This is a genomic window from Natronococcus sp. CG52 (assembly GCF_023913515.1).
In the GTDB taxonomy this organism is placed as follows: domain Archaea; phylum Halobacteriota; class Halobacteria; order Halobacteriales; family Natrialbaceae; genus Natronococcus; species Natronococcus zhouii.
In genome coordinates, this window is sequence record NZ_CP099391.1 from 2817296 (window position 1) to 2837258 (window position 19963).

Consider the following 19963-nt stretch of genomic DNA (forward strand, 5'->3'; position numbering starts at 1 on the left):
CGTACCACCGGTTGTGACCACTGGGTAATGAGACGGCGAAAGTTTCTCACGTCGGGTGCAGCGGTCGCCGGAGTCGGTCTGGCTGGATGTATCTCTCGGGAAGGGGAGAACGGCGGAACGACGGGCTCTACCGACGACGAGGACGACATCCTCAAAGTCGCGACCTACAACTCGTTCGTCGACGCGCCGAGCGACAGTCCGGGCGAGTGGATCGCCGACGAGTTCGCCGAGCGCTACGACGTCGAATTCGAGTGGCAGACGCCCGAGCAGGAGCTGAATCACTACATCGAGCGCCACAACGAGGGCGCCGAGATCGAACCCGAACTCTACCTGGGGCTCAGTCCTCACGAACTCGTCCGCGCGGACCGGGAAGTCGAGGACGGTCCCCTCTTCGCCGAGACGGACGAGGACGCACTCGAGAACGTCGCCGACGTCGAGGAGGAATACTACTTCGATCCGCACGACCGGGTGATCCCGACGTACAGTAGCTACTGTGCGATCGTCTACGACGGTCGGAACGTCGACACCCCCGAGACGTTCGAGGATCTCCTCGGTCCCGAGTACGAGGGCGAAATCGGCGTCTCGAACCCCCAGCGCGGGACGACCGGGCTGTTGTTCCTGCTGTGGACGATCGACCGGTTCGGCGAGGACGGCTACCTCGAGTACTGGGAGAAGCTGATGGACAACGACGCGCGCGTCCTCGACTCCTGGAGCGACGTGTACGCGCAGTTCGAAGAGGACGAGATTCCGGTCGTCGTCTCCTACTCGAACGACCGCGTCTACGCCGATCGCTTCGACAACGACCTCGAGAAACACCAGGTGTCGTTGCTGAACGACCAGGCCTACGCCAACGTCTCCGGCATGGTCCGCTTCGCCGACGGGACCGACAACGAACTGGCCAACCAGTTTATAGACTTCGTCCTCGACCCCGAGGTGCAGGCGGTGATCGCCGAACGGAACGTCACCGGGCCGGTCAACGAGAAGACGGAGCTCCCCGAGGTGTACGAGGAGCACGCCAAGGTGCCCGACGACACCCCGTTCTTCGACTACGAGGACCTCGACGCCAATCTGAGCGGGTGGCTCGACGAGTGGGAGCAGACGGTCGCCGGTAACTACTGAGTCCCGATCGACCAGTGCATTCGATCGACGCGAACGGACGGATCGCCACCGCGGGCCAGCAGGCGACCGGAGCGGCGTCTACGTTTCACTCGCGGTCGCTTCGGGCCTCGCGGCCGAGTTCCGTCTCGACGGCGTCGACCTTGTCGCTCGCGGACATCGACTTCTCGCGCTTGTCGTCGACCTGGACGAGCGTCTGTACCTCGCCGGCGTCGACGGCCCGGTGGGCGGCGGCGCACGCCGCGAACAGTTCCTCGACGTCGTCGGCCTCGAGGGTCGTCGCCATGGGCGACGTCTCGTACTCGACGTCGTACTCTTCGAGGGCCTCGACGGCGGCCGCGACGTCCGCCGTGACGTCCTCTCCGGTGATCGGCGTCACGCGAAGGAGTGCAAAGACGGTCATAGCCGTCCGTTCCCGCGGTCGCCGGATAGAGATTTCGATCGGCGGTACCACCGGGTGGTCCGGCGTCGATAGGAGCCGACGAACGGCGGCGAGAACGGCCTCGAGAACCGGAGTGGTCCCGTGACCGATCGGAATTCCGCACGCGAGCGGGACGGTCCACGAACCGACGGCGGGGCGACAGCGCCGGTCGGCACTCCCGACCCCGCGTCAGGGGAGTCCGCTCCGACGAGTGAGCCGTCGGATCGACGGCGTGCGCGCGGCATCCGGAACCGCCTCGAGCGGCGAGCTATCGCGCTGTTCGGCCTCGGAACGCTTGTCCTGCTGCTCGTGCTGTTCTACTACCCCGTGGCGACGGTGTTCGTCGAGGCGATCGTCGTCGAAGGCGCAATCACGCTCGCCGTCTTCGTCGACCTCCTGCGCGATCCGTTCTACTTCGGCGACCTCGCGCGGCTGTTCGCCGGGGAGTCGCCGCTGGCCGTCGCCGGGGATCTGCTCTCTGCCGACCGACGGCTCGGCGTCGTCGGTTTCACGGCCTATCAGGCGGCGCTCTCGAGTCTGCTCAGCGTCGCGCTGGGCGTCCCCGCCGCCTACGTGCTCGCACGCTACGAGTTCCGCGGACGGCAGACCCTCCGCTCGCTGACGGTGCTGCCGTTCGTCCTGCCGTCGATCATGGTCGCCGTCGGCTTCGTCGCGACGTTCGGGCAGAGCGGCACGCTAAACCGGGCACTGGGACTCGTCGGGCTCGGACCCGTAGAGATCATGTACTCGCTCGAGGCGGTCCTGATCGCCCACGCCTTCTACAACGCGCCGCTGGTGGCGCGGGTGACGACCGCCGCCTGGGAGTCGGTCGACGCGAGCGCGATCGAGACCGCTCGCAGCCTCGGCGCGAGCCCGTTCCGGGCGTTCCGGGACGTCGTCGCTCCGCAGCTGTACCCCGCCGTGTTGATGGGTGCCGCCTTGACGTTCGTCTTCACGTTCGGCACCTTCCCGATCGTGCTGGCGCTCGGCGGATTCAACCTGGCGACGGTCGAGGTGTTCGTCTACCGGCTGGTCCAGGACTTGAACTACACCGAGGCGGCCGCGCTGGCGATCGTCGAACTCGTCGTCTCGTTGGGTGTCCTCTACGGCTATCTGCGCTACGAGGCGAACCACGTCGTCCGTTCGCGCGGCGTCCGGCCGCTGGCTCGTCGACCCCTTTCGCCGCCGTCGTTCTCGCTTCGCGAGTTGGTTCCGCGAGCGGGGATCGCGGTCTACGCGGCGATCGCGCTCGTCGTCTTCGTCTCGCCGATCGTCAGCATGCTCTACGCGAGCGTCTCCGGGCCGAACGGCCTCACCCTCGATCACTACCGGTTCCTGCTCAAGCGCCAGCAGACCGCGGCCGCGTTCCAGGTTCGACCCTGGCCCGCTATCAGGAACTCTCTCGTCTTCGCCGCCGGCGCGCTCGCGCTCGCCCTGCCGATGGGCGTCGTCGTCTCGGTGCTGACGACCAGACGGTATCGCGGCCGAAAGCTCGTCGACGCCGTCGCGATGGCGCCGCTCGCGGTATCGGGAATCATCGTCGGTATCGGACTCCTTCGCGGTCCCGTCTTCGGGATCGAGATTTCGGGCTGGCGGTTCACGATGGGCGGGTCGATCGCCATCGTCGCGGCCCACGCGGTGTCGTGTTACCCGTTCGTCGTCCGCACCGTGGCGCCGGGACTCGAGTCGGTCGACGGCTCGCTCGTCGAATCCGCTCGCGCGCTCGGCGCCTCTCGAGCGCGGGCGCTAATCGACGTCGAGTTGCCGCTGGTCTGGCCGGGCGTCGTCGCCGGCGCGGCGTTCGTCGTCGCCATCTCCATGGGAGAGTTCTCCTCGACGGTCATCCTCGCGACGGGAACCGACCAGTACACGATGCCGATCGCGATCGAACGCTTCATCGGTCGTCGGCTCGGACCCGCGACCGCAATGGGCGTCGTCCTGCTCGTCGTCACGAGCGTCAGTTTCGTGATTATCGACCGACTCGGGGGTGAGAGCTTTGGCATCTGAGGAGCCCGAACGCTCGAACGCGTTCGAACGGTCGGCTCGCAGTACGGACGCCGTCTCGGACGACCTCGAGGATCGACCGGTCGCGCTCGAACTCGAGTCGGTCGCGAAGCGCTACGCCGAGACGACCGCCGTCGACGACCTCTCGCTGTCGGTTCGCGAAGGCGAGTTCTTCACGCTGGTCGGCCCCTCCGGCTGCGGCAAGACGACGACGCTGCGGCTGATCGCCGGCTTCGAGTCGCCGACGGACGGCGTCGTCCGGTTCGGCGGCGAGGACGTCACCGGGGTTCCACCCGAAGAACGGAACGTCGGCGTCGTCTTCCAGAACTACGCGCTCTTTCCGCACATGACCGTCGGCGAGAACGTGGGCTACGGGCTCAACTTCGCCGAGTCGCCGGGCGACGTCTCGGACGACGAGCGGGTCCGAGAGCTGCTCGAGTTGGTCGACCTCGAGGGGATGGCCGGGCGCGAGCCGGACCAGCTCTCGGGCGGCCAGCAACAACGGGTGGCGATCGCCCGCGCGCTCGCACCAGGTCCCGACGTCCTCCTGCTCGACGAGCCGATGAGCGCGCTGGACGCCCGGCTCCGCGAGCGGCTGCGCGTCCAGGTGAACGAGATCCAGAAGGAGCTGGGGATCACGACGGTCTACGTCACGCACGATCAGGAGGAGGCCCTCGCGGTTTCGGATCGCGTCGCGGTGATGCGAGACGGGACGCCCGAACAGGTCGCGAAGCCTCGAGAGATCTACCGGCGGCCCGAGACGCGGTTCGTCGCGGAGTTCGTCGGCGATAACAACGTCTTCGCCGGAACCGCGGTCTCAGTGGACGACTCCGGGGAACGAACGCTCGCGACGGTCGACGCCGGAGCGGAGACGTTTACCGTGAACGTTACCGAGCGAGAGGTCGCCTCTGGCGACGAGATCACCTTCTGTGTCAGGCCCGAGAATCTGCGGATCGGAGCCGGCGTGAACGCGACGATGGCGACCGTCGCCAGCGCGGAATTCCTCGGAGAGACGACGCGAGTCCATCTCGAGTGGCAGGGTCGAGAACTCCTCGTGCGAACGCGCGATCCGTTATCGGGCGAAGTCGTCGTCGGGTTCGATCCCGACAGTGCGCACATCGTCAGGGTCGACTGAACCGCGTGACCGTTTGTCTCAGATCGGATTGAGACTGTTCCAAACCGATGGAAACGGCGTTACGTGTAGATCAAGCGGGTAACGGAGCGGCAATCGAGTTCACTGATTGCTGTCAAAAACAGCTCGTTGAGTACAGAGGATGGATTCAGTACTCGTGACGACGTCGAAGCCGCCGGCCAGAGCACGCTGAACGGGTGGGCTGCATCTTGCTCAGATGCAACCGCTCGACTCAGTGGACTGTATGCCGAGGGCTCAATGACTAGGTTCAAAGCCAATCGGCGGGGAGTTCGTCGGTGTGGTCGCGCATCAACTGTAATAGCGCCCGGATCTCGTCGAATCGTGGCCCTTTCCGGACTTCGTTCGTTTCCCGGTCCCAGATGATGAATCCCGCGTCCTCAAGCTTCGGCAAGTGCCTGTGAACCATCTGGATCTTGAGGTTTTCGAGATCTTCATCCTCGACGTGGATGTCGGGAGGGATCCGTGCGTCGTTTTGGGGAGTGTGGTCCAGCAAGGAAATGAGCAATCTTCGACGGTACTTGTTCGCCAGGATATCCAGATATCTATCCAATGACCCTGGTCCGTGAGTGGTTTCCTCGATCATGCTTTGGACTGCCCACCCTTGTGAGTAGGAGTCCTCGGACCGCTCTTGGTCCGAGGCGGCTCGACAGCTACTCCTGCGGCGTACTCGATGAGGTCATCCACGCTGATCGAAGTATCTTGCTGAAGAAGGTACTCCAGTATTCGCCGGTTGTGCTGCTGGCTCAGCCCACTGAGCATCTCGGATAACGACGCTGGTTCGGCTGAAGTGTGTGCTGGCTGTGCGTCGTTTCGTGGATTTCTACCGTCCATATCGGAGGTCACAGTCACAACTGGAGTTGCGTGGGAAAGAATCGCTTCACGGAGATATGAGAGGTCGTTCACGTCTAGCTCGCAACATTGCGGTTTTCTCAGCGAATCTGGTCACCGGCGACCCTCAGAACCGGTCCAAGAAATACGCTAAAACGTGACTCCGTGAGAAATACGTGTACACCTGAGTATCTGGATGGGAAATCGAATATACGCAATAATGGGATGCAACCACGATTAGGTTGCAGTTTGTACAGGCTCGAATACTAGTTCGAAAAGTGTGCGTTGGGCTCCACGGAGGTGGTAATTAAACGTCGACTGGGAGATGTCCAGCGCCTCGGAGAGTTCCTTGCCGGTCTGAAGGCGTGGTGATTCGAAGAACCCACTCCGGTAGGCTAATTGCAGGACCTCCTGCTGGCGAGGCGTGAGCCGCTCCTCGAAGGTCGTCTGTAAGGTGAGGTCCGCCTCCAGCGACCGCGTGCGGGTTCGTCTGGCCAGAAGTTCGAGATCCGGAACGGGCGTTCGAACCGTGGTGAGGAACGTCGAGACCTCCTTCGTATCCGGGAGGTCGACGACCGCGGTCGCCGTTCCCGCATCGATAGACAGTGTGCACACGCTCGCGCCTTGTTGGATGAGCAGGCCTGCGAGCGTCGGTTCGGCCAGTCGTGCCTTGTACAATCCGCCGTCGTCCCGTTCGTCGAGACGAACGATCTCGTCGACGGCGACCGACTGCTCACTGGCAGTCACGAACTCGTCCGGATCAATTCCCGTCACGGTGAAGAACACGGTCGTGGGACCGTCCACACCTGGGACCTGCCCCTCGAACTCGATCACGCAGTCAGTGGTCCGAGAGAGGCGACACAGCGGCGGTTCCGCGGTCGTCGACTGGAGCGTGAGTTCGTAGACGGCGTCTGTCCGGAGAGAGTCTCTCGTCTCGACGGCGTGGATCGCGTAGGCGATCGTCCGACCGAGTTCCGCCAGCACCTCGGCGTCACGCGCTTCCTGCTGGGGCGTGCCCCCGTAGACCGTCAGCACGCCATAGACCGAGTCGTCGTACACGAGCGGGATGCAGAGACAGGACCGGCCACCGCGCTCGAGCGTATCTTCACGCCACGGTGCAGCCCGGGCATCAGTCGCGACGTCGACGACCACCTGTAACTCTCCAGTTCGGACGGCGCCCGCGAAGGGACTCCCGTTCGCCTCCGAGTCCGGAACCCTGGTCGCGAGGCGGTCCAGATAACCGCTGTCCACGCCCGCCCACGCTCGAGGTTCGACGGTTCTCGTCTCGGCGTCGTATTCGCCGATCCAGGCGAACTCGTAGAGCGCGGACTCGGCGAGTCGCTCGCAGACGGCGTCGTCGATCGTTTCGACCGTATCGGCTTCCACGAGCACTTGGTCGATGCCGCGGATGAGCGCGTTGAGCCGATCGAGGCGCGTTAGCTCCTCGTTCCGCCGTGTTAATTCCTGTTCACTCTCGGCGCGATCCCAGGCGGTTTCGACGGTCGCGGCAACTGTCTCCGCGAGGTCGATCGTTCGGTCGTCGAACGTGTCGGTCCGCGTCGACGCGACACAGACCACCCCGTGTCTCCCCAACGGAACGAGCACGAGACTCTCCAGCGTGGACTCCGCGGACCTACGCTCTGGCACAACCAGGTCGGTCTCGATGTCGGTTTCGTCACCGATGAACGTCTGCCAGACCTGCTCGGAGAAGTTCTCCGGGAAGTTGACTGCATCAACGTCGACTCCATCGGCGGTGTAGCTAGCGTACTCGTCGATTTCGCCGGTCTGGTCGTCGTAGGACCAGAGGCCAGCGTACTCGACGTTGAGGACGTCCCGGGTCAGTTCGGCAGTGCGAGCAGCGATCTCATCGGTCTCGGCGTCGATCAGATCGGCACTGGCCGAGTTGAGCCGTTCAAGCGACTGGTTCGTTCGCTTTAACTTCTCCTCGGCCTTCTTGCGCTCGGTGATATCGAGTGCGGCACAAGTCAATCCGGTGACTTCTCCGGATTCGTCCTGGACCGGGGAGACCGTGAGGTCGTACGTTACTTCGCCGCTCGGTAACTCGTAGGTCAGTTCCTCGCGGACAGCCTCGCCGGTTTCCAAAACGGTCCGCTTCGGCGCCAGTAGAGTCTCTGCCGCCTCGGGTGGCAACAGTTCGTCGTCTCGCTTTCCCAGCATGTCCACGTCCCTGAAATCTGGATCGGGATTTTTGAGCCACGTGTACCGCAGATCGGTATCCATTCGGAACAGGACGAGCGGCGAGTTCTCCACCGCGATGTCGAGTTGCTCTTTCTCCGTTTGGAGTTCTCGTTTGAGCCGCTTGCGCTCGGTGACGTCGATGACGAACTCGACGTACTCGTCGTCCAGTTTCCGCGATTCGAAGAGGCCCCACCACCGGGACCCGTCGGCGTGATAGTACTGTTTCTCGTAGGGTACCCCGCTGTCCGTTTCCTCGACCTGTTCGATGTGTCGCTTCGAGTTCACGAAGAACTCCTCGGGGGTGAGGTCACGCCACGACGTGCCGAGCGCCTCGTCGTACTCCAGGCCGGACATTTCCAGGAAGGCGTCGTTCGCGTCGCTGATGGCCAGATTGCTCCCCCAGACGATGACACCGACCATCTCGGAGTCGAATACGGGGTGGGAGCGAATCCGTTCTCGCGGTCCGTTCGAGTTCCCGGTCCCCTCCGGTTCACCGCTAACGGGTCGCCACCACACCCGTCCGCGCGCGCCGACCTTCTTCGTCTCGAGTGGCCCGTCTTCGACGAGCGCCTCTAGTTTATTGTAGACCGTTCGGTGTGTACAGTCGAACTCGGCGGCGACTTCCGGAGTCGTCAATGGCGTACCGGGCGGCTCGAGCGTGTCGACCACCTCCAGCACTTTGGCCGGTAAGAGGGTGGAAGAACTCATACACCTAGGAGGCCCGATGGGAACAAAAGGGTTCTGTTGACAGAAACGATGTTTGAATGTCGCGATGCACGTGCCGAAAGACCATCGTTTGCCGGGCTCGTACGGCGAGGCTGTTCAGCCCTCGGCTCTCGATGGGGAAACACGGTGCTGAACGGTCGGCGGGCCTACGCGACTGCCCCTGTCCGCCACTCTGCCGGCGCCATCCGAACGCGGCGCCGTGTAAGATTCGCGCACTGTAGTCGGCGCGGCTTTTGAAACCTCTCACCGATTGAGTGTTTCAACAAGGCCCTTTGATCCTAATGCCGTCGTTCGATTCGTCTCGTTTGGATTATCGGCCCCCAGTATGGTGACCACGTTATCATACGCGTTCTTCGTCGTGATCCTCGTTGCTGGAACTACCTGATACTATGAAAATTTGTTATGGGTCTCGTGTTCTGTTCGCATCTGCACGTAACGAATCGGCTAACTCAGATTCAGAACCAAGGTCGAATAACGAAATCGGATCACCGACTGCTGTTACGTAGAGAGTGCGAACTGATTACTGCTCTTGTGCCAGTTTGCAGCGATGAACTCGGCCAATGATCGAGGTTAGAAGCGTAGAGGTGTCTATCAGTCGTGAGGTCGCTCTTCGACGATAACTATCGGATCGTACGCTCGATGAACCTGTCCAATCCCGGGGCCTGCGACGAGTTCCCAGTCGCCAGCGACCGTCGCTTCAAACGACCCAGTGGTGAAAAACCTCGCTGCCCCGGAAGGGATTTCGTCATCCCCTTCAACGACGATGGCAGCCGTCTGAACGTCCTCTCCTTCGTTCGGCGGGACGAGTTCGACGCTGACTTCACCGGTAATGGATTCGCCACCGGCGTTTCCGAGAACGACACCGATTTCAAATGTGTCGCCAACAGTGACGCCGCTCGGTTCCTGCGGCTGATTCCGAAGGAGAATGAACTCGCCGGGTGCGTCTTCGTCGACCTTGAAATTGGGCGCATCAGAGCCGGTATCCGTTTCGGTAGTAGACTCATCATCAGCGCTAGTACCACTCAAACACCCAGCGATAATGGGCACGCCGACTGGGAGGCTGGTGAGGAGGGCACGGCGGCGCATATTTAACAGACATCTCGGAAGTGCATAAACATTGATGGTTTCTCTCCCCGGTGATTCACCCGTCACCGATACGGAATACCGCCGACGAACGTGTCAACACAGCGATTTTCAACACCGCCGAGTACTATGCCGGTGCTGTTTCTGGATTCACGTCCGTCAGCGGCAGATCGACCTCGATGGAATCGTACCAGACTGTCGGTTTCTTCGACCGGCCGGCGTGCTCGAACTCGAGCGGATGGAGCCCCTCGAACTCTTCGAGGTTTCGATGGACCTGTCGGATGTCACGATCGACGAGTCGCGCGGTCGAGCACGAAGCGTCTCGAGCACCCCCTGCTCGTCGCCGTTCCGGAATCGGATGTGCATCGTTCGCTCGTCGTTTGTCTTGCTTTTGGCAGAATTCGCCATTATCGTTCACCTCTCGTTTGAATCGTTTGAACAGCGGTTCGAGACCGTCAAACTCGACGGTATTGATGCCGTCAGGATCGTCCGAGCGATGCTTGTGGCGCCGACCAACACCGGGATGATCGGGGAAGCTATCGTACCGGATGATCGTCTCATCATCCTCGTTTCCGTACTGGAGTGAGTATTTCACTCCGTCCTGGTAGCGGTCTGACTCCGGTACCGACCGCGCTCCGACTTCGACGTATGTGTCACCGAAGTCCTCGGTTATAGCGTTAGAAGGCGGTCGCACCATCATCACCTTCGGCCATCAACTGTCGTTACTCGGCACAACGGCATGATCGTCGTTACCAACCACAACAATAGAGCGCCGATTTCGTGTTCGTGAATATCGCGAATACTATTCCTCTGCGAGACGACTGCCGCCCGGCGGCATGAAGTGCTGGATCCGGTCCGGACTGGCGATCTTCCGTACGAACGACTCGTCCTCGAATCGCTCGCGGAACTGCCGGTACATCCGCTTGGCGGCGTCGGCCTGGGCGTACCGACCCGGCTCGAGTTCGATCGTCGTTTCGGCCTGGCCCTCGATCGCCGACGCCGGACCGCCGATGACCCGGGTGTACGGCTCACACTGGATGCCGACCGCCGCGCCGACGGCCGTATCGCGGTAGTAGGTCCGGTCTCCGCGGATGGCGAACCCGCCCTTCTCGAGGTACTCGCCGCTCTCGGGCGTCTTCGTCACCTGATCCGAGTCCACGGCGTAGACGTCGCCCGCGTAGCGGCCGTCCTTCCAGACCGACGAGTAGGTGACGGCGAACTGGGCGGCCTCCTCGACGCTCGAGTCGGGCAACTCGATGTCCGAAGAGGAAGCCTCGCTGGGGTCGGTCGCCTTCAGGACCGTGACGGGGCCGCCGTGGGCCTGGGTGTGCAACACCTTGTCGCCGGGCTCGAGATACTTCTTGACGAGCTCCTCGTTCTGGTCGGCGTTGCGCCCGCCGATCACGAGGTAGCCGTCGCTGGTGTGGAACCAGCGGAATCGGTCGAACCAGGGCTCGTTCTCGCGGATCGGGATCGAGGGCATCTCGAGCCAGTTCCGGTCTTCGGTCTCCTCGTCCTCGTCGTCACCCTCGTCGCCCTCGTCTTCGGCCTCCCACTCGTCGCGGCGGCGTTTGGCCTCCTCGAGGTCCTCGCGGGTGTTCTCGATGGCGGCCAGCGCGCCCTCCTTTTTCTCCTCGATGCGCTTCGCCTCGGTGTACAGTCGGTCGGCGTTCTGTTCGACGCCGTCGTGGGCGACGAGGTCGATTCGCTCGCCGTCGATATCGACGGTGACGATTCCCTCGCTCCCGTCGACGTCGACGACCGCCTCGGCGGCCTCGATGTCGCGTTCCTTGCCCTCCTCGAATCGCTCCTCGATCTCGTCCCAGGGGCGGTCCTGGGCGCGGGCGTTCTGGATCGTCGAGAGAATCTCGTCGACCAGTCCGTAGCGGGCGTAGAGTAACTCGGCGTTCTCCCGCTGGGCCTCGGCCTGCTGTTCGAATCCCTCGATCGCCCCCTGCTGTTGCTCGATGATCCGCTCCTGTTTAGCGATCTCCTCCTCGAAGTCCGGCCGTTGCTCGGTCGGATCCGGCTCCTCGTCCTCGAGTTCGAGCCGGAAGAAGTAGTCGTCGAGCGCGGCCAGGAAGCTGTCGGCGGCCTCGGCGGTCAGGCCGGCCTCCTTGTGCTCCTCGAGCGGGAACGGCGTCGCGTCGACGACGCGGCCCGCGTTCGAGTCCGCGTCGTCGGCGTCCTCGCCGTCGTCCTCGGGCTCGCTCTCGAGGTAGAGCCGGGGGTCGAAATTCTCGTTCCGGACGTCGATCGCGAGGCGTTCGATCGCCTCGTAAAGCCGCCGATAATCGTCCTCAGCGGCGTCGCCGATGTCGAGCGCCTTCTCGACGCCGGCGCGGGTACAGATCTCCTCGGCGTAGAGTCCCCCGAGGTTGAGCTGGGTCGCCAGCGTCCGGACGACGTCGGTGTCGGAGTCCTCCATCTCGTGGTCGAACGCCTCGCGCGAGACCGACAGCGGGTTCGTCCGCGTGTCGGGGAACTCGTACCGCGAGCCGGGAACGACGGTCCGCGATTTGAGGCGGACCGTCTCGAGGCAGTCGATCACCTCGTACTCGCCGTCGGTGACGGCGATGTTCCCCTGACCGAACAGTTCGACGATGATGCGGGTCGTGCCGTCCTCGCGCTCGAAGACGAACTCGAGGATGCGGTCGAACTCGAACTGTTCGACCCCGGCGAAGTCCGCGCCGGAGAGTCGGTTCCGGAGCATCATCGCGAACTGGGGCGGTCGGCCGGGGGCGTCCGGGACGCGCTCCGGCGCGACCGTGTGGGCGCGCTTGACCTCGCCGACTTCGATCATCAGTTCGAGGCGACCCCGGTCGAAGTCCCGCATCTTGAGCCGGAGGAGATCGTCGCCGTAGAGGTAGGCCTTGTCGACCTTCGCTCCCTCGTAGGCACCGAACTCCCCGACGAGGGCCGCGAGGTCGACGCTTGTAAGCTCCCGCTTCGGATCCATGTGCTACACTGCCCGGCCCGGTCAAAAAGGCGTGTCGCTCCGACTCGAGCGAAGTCAGAACGCTAATCCGTGACACCGCCCTCGAAAACGGTATGAGACGCGTCTCCGAACCGCCGTGCGACCGTCCGCGTTCCCTCCACGGAGGTCGTCGTTACCGATGAGTGCGCCCGCCAACACTCCCTGGTCCGACGTCTACCAGCTTTCGTCGTTCCTCGGTCAACTCGAGGCCGCGGGCGGGGTCTCGGTTCGCACGCTGGTCGACGAACTCGACGTCGACCTCCCCGTCGACGGCATCGCCTACCACGACCGCGGAATCCGGGTTCCGGGCTACGACGCGACCTTCGTTCACGAGCCGACCGGTTCGCGGGGTCGGCCGGCGTTCAGCGTCGAGATCGACACCGTCGGCCCGCGGAACGCGTGGGCGGTCTTCGACAACACGCTGTCCTGGGACGTCTACCTCCTTCGTACCGAGGGTATCGCGGCTCTCGCCTGGGTGAGCGACGAGGAGTACCGGATCGAGGAGGCGGACCAGTTCTCGTCGAAGCGCGACGCGCTCGCCGCCGGTCGGTTCTCCTTCGGCGTCTTCCTCTACGGCGAGGAGGACTGGAACGAACAGGTAGAGATGATAGAACGCACGAACTCGCCGGCCTACCTCATGGGCGAGGACGGCAAGTCCATCGTGCCGAACACGCAGTCGGAGTTCTACGACTACGTCGACTCGACGGTCACGGAGTTCCGGACGAGCGGCGCGGCCCCGGACTACCTCGGGCTACTCGAACTCGAGGTAACCATCGACGGCTGACGGCCGTCGCTTCCAACCCGTCACAGCGAGATCGCCGCGATATCGGTCGAGCCGCAGCACGGACAGTCCGTCGCGTCTCTCGAGAGCGTTCGGCCGCATCGACGACACTCGACGTGAACCTCGGTGCGATCGAGGCCGTAGTTGACTCGATTCAGGAGGTCGCCGAGTGGCGTCATCGGATAGGCTACCGTGCCCGCGGACCCAGTAAATGCTTTTTGATCGGTCGAACCGGAACTGCCGACGACGGATGCCGAGTACCGAGAGCCGTCTCCGCGGACACGAGCCGACTTTTTGCCCCTCGAGGGAGACGTGACAGTCGTAATGACGCTCGCTACTGTCGTGCTCGTCGCGCTGCTCGCCGGCTGTGCGACGGGGATCGGTGCCCTCCCGACGCTGGCTACCACGCGCGTGAGCCACCGCGTCTACGACGGCGCGATCGGCCTCGCCGCCGGGATCATGGTCGGAGCGGCCGTCTTCGCGCTGATCGTCCCGGGCCTCGAACTCGGGACGCCCTGGGAGGTCGTCGCCGGACTGCTCGCCGGCGGCGCGTTCATGCTCGTCACGAACGCGCTGCTCCCGCATCTGCACCTGCACTTTCGCGACGAGCACCTCGAGGGAACCGCCGTGGTCGACGAGGCGTCCTTTCCCGATCGACTCGAACCGGCCGACGAGGACGACGGTGCGCTTCGACGGGCGCTTCTCGTCGGCAGTGCCGTCACGATCCACAACGTTCCCGAGGGGCTGGCGGTCGGTATCGCGTTCGCCAGCGGCGAGACGGCGCTCGGATTTTCCATCGCGACCGCAATCGCCGTCCAGAACGTCCCCGACGGGTTCGCGATGGCGGTGCCAGCCGTCCGCGCCGGCGTCTCGAAACCGAGGACAGTCCTCTATACGACGCTCTCGGGCGGTGTTCCCGAACCGATCGCCGCCGCGGTCGGCTTCGCGCTGGTCGCCGTCGTCACGGGACTCTTTCCCGTCGCCGCCGGGTTCGCTGCGGGCGCGATGATCGCGGTCGTCTTCCGCGAACTCGTCCCCTCGAGTCACGGCCACGGCTACGCCGACACGGCGACGGGGACGTTCGTCTGTGGGTTCGCGATTATGCTCGTCGTAGATACGGTGCTCGCCGTCTGAAACGGATTGCGTCGGAGTCAAGAAGCGAGATCACAGAGCGCGCCGTCGCGGGCCACTCGAGGGGGGAATCGAGCGGGGGATAGCGACGGCGCGCTCGAATGAGGTACAGCGGGTGTGGCGCTGGTTGTCTGGGGGGAGTGTGATCAATGCCGACGTTCGTCGGCAGCTAATGCTTTTCCACCAGTATGTATAAAAATTTCGGAACTGCAGCCGTATTTTTAGTGGCAGGACCTACCGATTGATCGGTCGATCGGCGACTCGAGATCGCCGACACCGATCCGATCTCGCGGCTCTCGAGCGTTCGCGTCGCTCGAGGACGGTTCAAGACGAAGGCATCGGGCGTCGAGAACGGTTCCGACGGTCGCGGCCGCTACAGTCGTTTGCTCACGTACGGACCGTCCTGGTGATAGCCCAGCTTGTTACGGTAGTACTCCCGGGCGCCGATACCCGAGATGACGCTCAGCTTGTCGTAGCCGGCGTCGGCGGCGAGCGACTCGGCCTGTGCCATCAGCCGACGACCGTAGCCCCGGTGCTGGTGCTGGTCCCCGTCGCCGTCCGTGCCGACCGTGACTTCGGAGCCGTAGACGTGGAGTTCGCGAACGAGCGCGGCGTTCTCGAGTTCCGATCGAACCGGATTATTCGGGAACCGCAGCCGGCAGAAGCCGATCAGGAGGTCCTGATCGAAGTCCTCGATGGAGATGAACTGTTCCGTGCCGCCGCAGGCCTCGTAGGTCATGACGTCGAGTTCGATCTCGTCGGGCTCGGCGTCGTTCATTCCGACCTCTCGACAGCGGATACACTCGCACTCCCAGCCGTGTTCGTCCATCCGTTTTCGGGCCAGTTGCCGCAGGTTCGACTTCCAGACGCCGGCGTCGATGTAGTCCGCGGGAATGTCGCGCTGGACGCGCTGGAGGCGCGTGTACCGCGGGATCATGTCCTTGATTTCCGCGACGAGGTCCGCGGCCTCCTCGTTGTCGAGCGGCTCGTACTCCCCTTTGTGCCACCAGTCGTAGGTCGCGGTGCCCCGAACGATCAGCGTCGGATAGATCTTCAGGTAATCGGGCTTCCACTGCTCCTGCTCGAAGAGCCGCCGGAAGTCCTCGAGGCACATCTCCTTGCTCATCCCGGGCTGACCCGGCATCATGTGGAACCCGACCTTGAACGCCGAATCCCGCAGTCGTCGGTTGGCGTCGATCGACGCCTGGGCGCCGTGACCGCGGTGCATCTCCCGGTTGATCCGCTCGTAGGTGGTCTGGACGCCGACCTCGACCTTCGTGCCGCCGAGGTCGAGCATTCGGTCGATCTGCTCGGGGTCGCACCAGTCGGGTTTGGTCTCGAACGTCGTCCCGATGTTGCGGATGTCCGCGGTCTCGTTCTCCGCGATGACGTCCTCGAGGTACTTCCACTCGTACTCCTCGGGGTCCTCGGCGAAGCTGACACCCTCGGCCGGTTCGGGCTCCTTATCGACGTCGTAGTCGTTCATCGCCTCGAGCGCGCGCTTGACGAACCACTCCTGGTAGTCGTGGCTGCGGGCGGTCATCGTCCCGCCCATCAGGATCAGTTCGACCTTGTCGACGGGGTGGCCGATCTCGCGAAGTTGCTCGAGTCGCAGCGTCACCTGTCCGTACGGATCGTACTCGTTCTGCACCCCGCGAGCCGCGGCGGGCTCCTCGCCCGTGTAGCTCTGCGAGGAGGAAAATTCGGAGTCGGGACCGCCGGGACAGTAGAGGCACTTCCCGTGGGGACACCGCTCCGGCGACGTCATGATCGCGACCGGCGAGACGCCCGAGGCGGTCCGAACCGGCTTGCGCTGGAGCACCGTCTCGAGATCCTCGCGGTGCTCCTGGGGCGCGTAGTCCAGTAGCTCGGAGTTCTTCGGCACCTTCGGCGCCGAGTGTTCCGAACACGCCTCGAGTTTGGCCTTCTCGACCTCGTCGCGGTCGATCTCGCCCGCGAGGATCCGCTCGACGAGCGTCTTGCAGACCTTCTCGAACGCGTCGGTTTCGGTTGGTTCGGGCGTCTCGGTACTCACTACACGGGTTTCGTCGCGCGTCGCGAATAAGCGTGTCGGACTCGCTACTGCTCGTCGTCCCGCCATCGTGACGAGCGGCGCCGTCGCCCGGCAGCCCGCCGGACACCGACCGGACGACGGCGGTGCCTCGTCGAACCGATCGTTCGGGTTACCGACGGAGACTGTCCGAGACAATGCGTACGGATCTCGATACCGAACCTGCACCTACGCGTGACGTACGAGGTCGAAGTCTCGTACGTCGAGGTGCCACCGTACGAGGGGATCGTCGAACGCCGGACTTCCCGCTCCGTTCTCGAGTACGCGGACGTCTACGAGATCAGTAGTACGGACGACGCTGTCCGGTGAAACTGACCGTCAATCGGCCGGCCGTCGTTGAAACCGCTCTCAGATGTCGACGAACTCCGAGATCTCGCCCGACTCGGCAACCGTGTAGATCGTCAGCGGGTCGTCGCCGGGTGGCCCCATCCCCGGCGAGTGCTGGGGCATTCCCGGCGCCGTAATGCCGAGAACCGCGGGTTCCTCCGCGAAGAGCGTCTCGACCGCCTCGAGCGGAACGTGGCCCTCCACGAGGTAGTCACCGAACTCGACCGTGTGACAGCTCCAGGCATCCTCCGGAACCGACAGATCGCGTTTGACGGACTCCATATCGCCCGTCTCCTCGACCCGGACGTCGATCTCGTGGTCGTCCAGGTACTCGACGTACGCCGAACAGCAGCTACAGTCCGGATCGTGGTGCTGGACGACGGTTTCGACCGGAAGGGAGCCGGCCCACGTCCAGTCGTTGCCGTTCGGTCCACCTGACTCCGCGTCGGAGCCGCCGAGACAGCCGCCGATCCCGACGGATGCGAGCGCCGCTCCGGCCGAGCACAGCCGCCGCCGCGAAATCGTCATGGGCACAGCTAGCGGGTTCGAAGTGATATAGCGTCCGGTCGGATCTCGTCGGCCACGAGAGAGGTCCGGGCTGGCTCGCCGCTGTCGATCTCCCGACCGGCCGAAATCAGGTTCCTCGATCGAAGCGACGGTGTAGTTCGACCGCGAGCGCGAGGATCGATATCCCCGAGAGTCGCGCATTCCGGCCGAACCGTTAAGCCATCCCTGTTAGTAGGAATAGTGGATTGAATGACCCCGGAGCTGCCGATCGTGGTGCTGGCTGTCGCATTGCCGTTCGCGGTCGCGGGTGCGACGCCGCTGCTATTCCGCGCGCTCGGCGAGCGCACGGGTTACGCCGGAGCGGTAGTCGCGGTGACCTGCTTCGGACTGCTCGGCACCCAGTACGGAAGCGAGGGCGCCGTCCACCTCACCTGGATACCGTCGCTCGAAATCTCACTCCGGTTCTACGTCGATGGGTGGGCCCTGCTGTTTGCGCTACTGGCGAGCGGTATCGGTGCCCTCGTCTTCCTGTACTCGTCGGCGTACATGCACGGCGAGTCCGGGCTCGCCCGGTACTACGCGGCCCTGCTCGCCTTCATGGGATCGATCGTCGGCATCGCGCTGGCCGCCGACCTCATCGCGATCTTCCTCTTCTGGGAGCTCACCAGCCTCTGTTCGTTCGTCCTGATCGGCCATTATACGGCCGACGACTCCTCGCAGTACGCTTCCCGGATGGCCATGCTCGTGACGGTCGGCGGCGGGCTCTTCCTGCTCGTCGGCTTCCTGCTCCTGGCGCTGGTCGCGGGAGACGCTCTCGGACCCGCGTCGGCGTTCGACCTCGCTGCTATGCTCGAGAACCCCGACGAGATGCAGACGGCACTGCGCGACGAGGGGCTGTTCCTGCCGGTACTCGGGCTGCTCGCGATCGGCGCGGGAACCAAATCCGCACAGGTCCCGCTGCACTTCTGGCTCCCTAACGCGATGGCCGCTCCCACGCCAGTCTCGGCCTTTCTTCACTCCGCGACGATGGTCAAAGTCGGCGTCTACTTCGTCGGCCGGGTCCGGCCGCTGTTCGCGAGCCTCGAGTGGCTCGTCCTGTTCGTCACGCTCGGCCTGACGACGATGACCGTCTGTGCGATCCTGGCGGTCGCGTCGACGGATATCAAGGAACTGCTGGCGTACTCGACGGCCAGCCACCTCGGGCTCATCATGGCCGGCTTCGGCTTTACGTCGGTTCTCGGGGCCGAAACCGGCGTCTTCCACCTTTTCAACCACGCCCTGTTCAAGGCGGCCCTCTTCCTCGTCGCCGGAATCGTCGCCCACGAGGCGGGTACGCGGAGACTCGAGGACCTCGGCGGGCTCCGCCACGATCTCCCGATCACGGCCGTAATCACCGTGATCGTCGCGCTCAGTATGGCCGGCATCCCGCCGTTCAGCGGCTTCTACTCGAAAGAGCTGCTCTTCGAGGCGGCCGTCGAGGCGAGTCACGTCCACGACATTGGCGTGCTGGGCTGGCTCTACCCGGCCGTCGCCGTCTTCGGGAGCGTCTTCACCGTCCTCTACTCGCTTCGATTCCTCTCGCTGTTTTTCGGCGGGCGACCGGACGCGCTCGAGCACGTCCATCGACCCTCGTTCGCGTTACTCGCCCCGCCCGCGCTGCTGGCTGTGCTTACGGCCATCGTCAGCGTCGACCCCGAAATTGCAGTCCACGCGATCGTCCAGGGCGGCGTCGACGCGACGGCCGTCGACACCCACGAGATGCACGTCGGGCTTCCGACCTCGTACTCCCCCGCAGTTGGAATGAGCGCCGTCACGATCGGAAGTGGCTTCCTCGCGTATCCGTTTTACGGGCGCATCCACGGCGGGATCCGTGCGATTCAACGAACGCGCCCGTCGCTCAGCGCGAACTGGTGGTACGACGCCGTCGTCGGCAACCTCACGGGAAGCGGCGTGTGGCTCGCCAGCCGCGTCCACAACGGGTTGCTCAGGACCTACGCCACGTGGACCCTCGGGACCACCTGCGCCCTCGCGCTCGCGGGGTTCGCCGCGACAGCCACTATCGTGCCCGCCGAACTCGTCGACATCGACGCGCCGGCCGCGATCGCACTCGTCCTGCTCGTCGCGGTGATGGCCGGTATCGCCGTCGTCCTCTCGACCTCGCACATCGCCGGGATTCTCACGCTCTCGATCCTCGGCTTCATGATCGCCATCTTCTACATCCTCGCTAGCGCGCCCGACCTCGCGCTGACCCAACTAGTCGTCGAAACGCTCGTGCTCGTGATCTTCCTCCTCGTGATCGAGGAGATTCCCGAGTACTACGAGGTCGGTCTCGGCAGAGTCGCCCGCGACGCGGCTCTCTCCGTCGCCGTCGGTGCGACCGCGTTCGTCACCGTCCTCGTCACGACCGACGCGCGTCCGGACGGGCGTACGGCCATCGCCCGCTACTACGCCGAGCGAGCCGTCCCCGAGGGCGGCGGCACGAACATCGTCAACGTGACGCTCGTGGACTTCCGCGGCTTCGACACCCTCGGCGAACTCGTCGTGGTTGCACTGGCCGCGATCTCGATTCTGACGCTCATCATGATGCGTGAGGGAGGGGAAGACGAATGAGCCTGCTCGGGACTCGAACTCGAGGTGAG

General features: G+C 64.1%; 16 protein-coding genes. 7 read left to right on the forward strand and 9 right to left on the reverse strand.

The features are described from left to right. Positions 1-27 precede the first annotated feature (27 nt). On the forward strand, positions 28-1119 hold the full coding sequence (locus NED97_RS14215; RefSeq protein ID WP_252487677.1) for a thiamine ABC transporter substrate-binding protein: 1092 nt from the start codon (positions 28-30) through the stop codon (positions 1117-1119). Positions 1120-1204: 85 nt separating this feature from the next. Here NED97_RS14215 and NED97_RS14220 read toward each other — a convergent pair whose 3' ends face one another. Then, positions 1205-1519 carry an MTH1187 family thiamine-binding protein gene (locus NED97_RS14220; protein ID WP_252487678.1) on the reverse strand — a complete coding sequence of 105 codons (315 nt, stop codon included), beginning with the start codon at positions 1517-1519 and terminating at the stop codon, positions 1205-1207. 120 nt (positions 1520-1639) lie between these two features. Here NED97_RS14220 and NED97_RS14225 point away from each other — a divergent pair, with 120 nt between their 5' ends. Beyond that, on the forward strand, positions 1640-3544 hold the full coding sequence (locus NED97_RS14225; protein WP_345781207.1) for an ABC transporter permease: 1905 nt from the start codon (positions 1640-1642) through the stop codon (positions 3542-3544). Then, positions 3534-4676 (forward strand): ABC transporter ATP-binding protein, encoded by a 1143-nt coding sequence (locus NED97_RS14230; protein WP_252487679.1) that lies wholly within the window; start codon positions 3534-3536, stop codon positions 4674-4676. Before NED97_RS14225 ends, NED97_RS14230 begins: the two co-directional genes overlap by 11 nt. A gap of 265 nt (positions 4677-4941) precedes the next feature. On the opposite strand, the gene NED97_RS14235 is transcribed toward NED97_RS14230, so the two are convergent. The 5 genes from NED97_RS14235 to rqcH all read right to left on the reverse strand — a co-directional run bounded on the left by NED97_RS14235 (position 4942) and on the right by rqcH (position 12489). Next, positions 4942-5277: a helix-turn-helix domain-containing protein gene (locus NED97_RS14235; RefSeq protein ID WP_252487680.1), complete on the reverse strand. Its 336-nt coding sequence runs from the start codon at positions 5275-5277 to the stop codon at positions 4942-4944. Between the two features lie 482 nt (positions 5278-5759). Next, complete coding sequence (locus NED97_RS14240; protein WP_252487681.1) at positions 5760-8429, reverse strand: bacterio-opsin activator domain-containing protein; 2670 nt, start codon at positions 8427-8429, stop codon at positions 5760-5762. Between the two features lie 609 nt (positions 8430-9038). Beyond that, complete coding sequence (locus tag NED97_RS14245; protein WP_252487682.1) at positions 9039-9533, reverse strand: hypothetical protein; 495 nt, start codon at positions 9531-9533, stop codon at positions 9039-9041. Positions 9534-9657: 124 nt separating this feature from the next. Continuing rightward, on the reverse strand, positions 9658-10125 hold the full coding sequence (locus NED97_RS14250; RefSeq protein WP_252487683.1) for a toxin-antitoxin system TumE family protein: 468 nt from the start codon (positions 10123-10125) through the stop codon (positions 9658-9660). Between the two features lie 207 nt (positions 10126-10332). Next, positions 10333-12489, reverse strand: a complete 2157-nt coding sequence (rqcH, locus tag NED97_RS14255; RefSeq protein WP_252487684.1) for a ribosome rescue protein RqcH — start codon at positions 12487-12489, stop codon at positions 10333-10335. A gap of 157 nt (positions 12490-12646) precedes the next feature. Here rqcH and NED97_RS14260 point away from each other — a divergent pair, with 157 nt between their 5' ends. Further along, positions 12647-13291 carry a hypothetical protein gene (locus NED97_RS14260; RefSeq protein ID WP_252487685.1) on the forward strand — a complete coding sequence of 215 codons (645 nt, stop codon included), beginning with the start codon at positions 12647-12649 and terminating at the stop codon, positions 13289-13291. A gap of 20 nt (positions 13292-13311) precedes the next feature. Here the strand turns inward: NED97_RS14260 and NED97_RS14265 are convergent, their stop codons facing one another. Further along, on the reverse strand, positions 13312-13467 hold the full coding sequence (locus NED97_RS14265; RefSeq protein WP_252487686.1) for a hypothetical protein: 156 nt from the start codon (positions 13465-13467) through the stop codon (positions 13312-13314). A 145-nt stretch (positions 13468-13612) separates the two neighbouring features. On the opposite strand from NED97_RS14265, the gene NED97_RS14270 reads away from it, so the two are divergent. Continuing rightward, entirely contained in the window at positions 13613-14422 is an 810-nt protein-coding gene (locus NED97_RS14270; RefSeq protein WP_252487687.1) for a ZIP family metal transporter, read from the forward strand. A 370-nt stretch (positions 14423-14792) separates the two neighbouring features. On the opposite strand, the gene NED97_RS14275 is transcribed toward NED97_RS14270, so the two are convergent. Then, positions 14793-16454 (reverse strand): tRNA uridine(34) 5-carboxymethylaminomethyl modification radical SAM/GNAT enzyme Elp3, encoded by a 1662-nt coding sequence (locus tag NED97_RS14275; RefSeq protein WP_252487688.1) that lies wholly within the window; start codon positions 16452-16454, stop codon positions 14793-14795. 210 nt (positions 16455-16664) lie between these two features. Between NED97_RS14275 and NED97_RS23140 the strand changes: the two genes are divergently transcribed. Continuing rightward, positions 16665-16799, forward strand: coding sequence for a hypothetical protein (locus NED97_RS23140; protein ID WP_256493283.1), 135 nt, complete (start codon positions 16665-16667; stop codon positions 16797-16799). A 39-nt stretch (positions 16800-16838) separates the two neighbouring features. Here NED97_RS23140 and NED97_RS14280 read toward each other — a convergent pair whose 3' ends face one another. Beyond that, on the reverse strand, positions 16839-17345 hold the full coding sequence (locus NED97_RS14280; RefSeq protein WP_252487689.1) for a DUF411 domain-containing protein: 507 nt from the start codon (positions 17343-17345) through the stop codon (positions 16839-16841). Positions 17346-17573: 228 nt separating this feature from the next. On the opposite strand from NED97_RS14280, the gene mbhE reads away from it, so the two are divergent. Next, positions 17574-19934: a hydrogen gas-evolving membrane-bound hydrogenase subunit E gene (mbhE, locus tag NED97_RS14285; protein WP_252487690.1), complete on the forward strand. Its 2361-nt coding sequence runs from the start codon at positions 17574-17576 to the stop codon at positions 19932-19934. Positions 19935-19963: the final 29 nt, after the last annotated feature.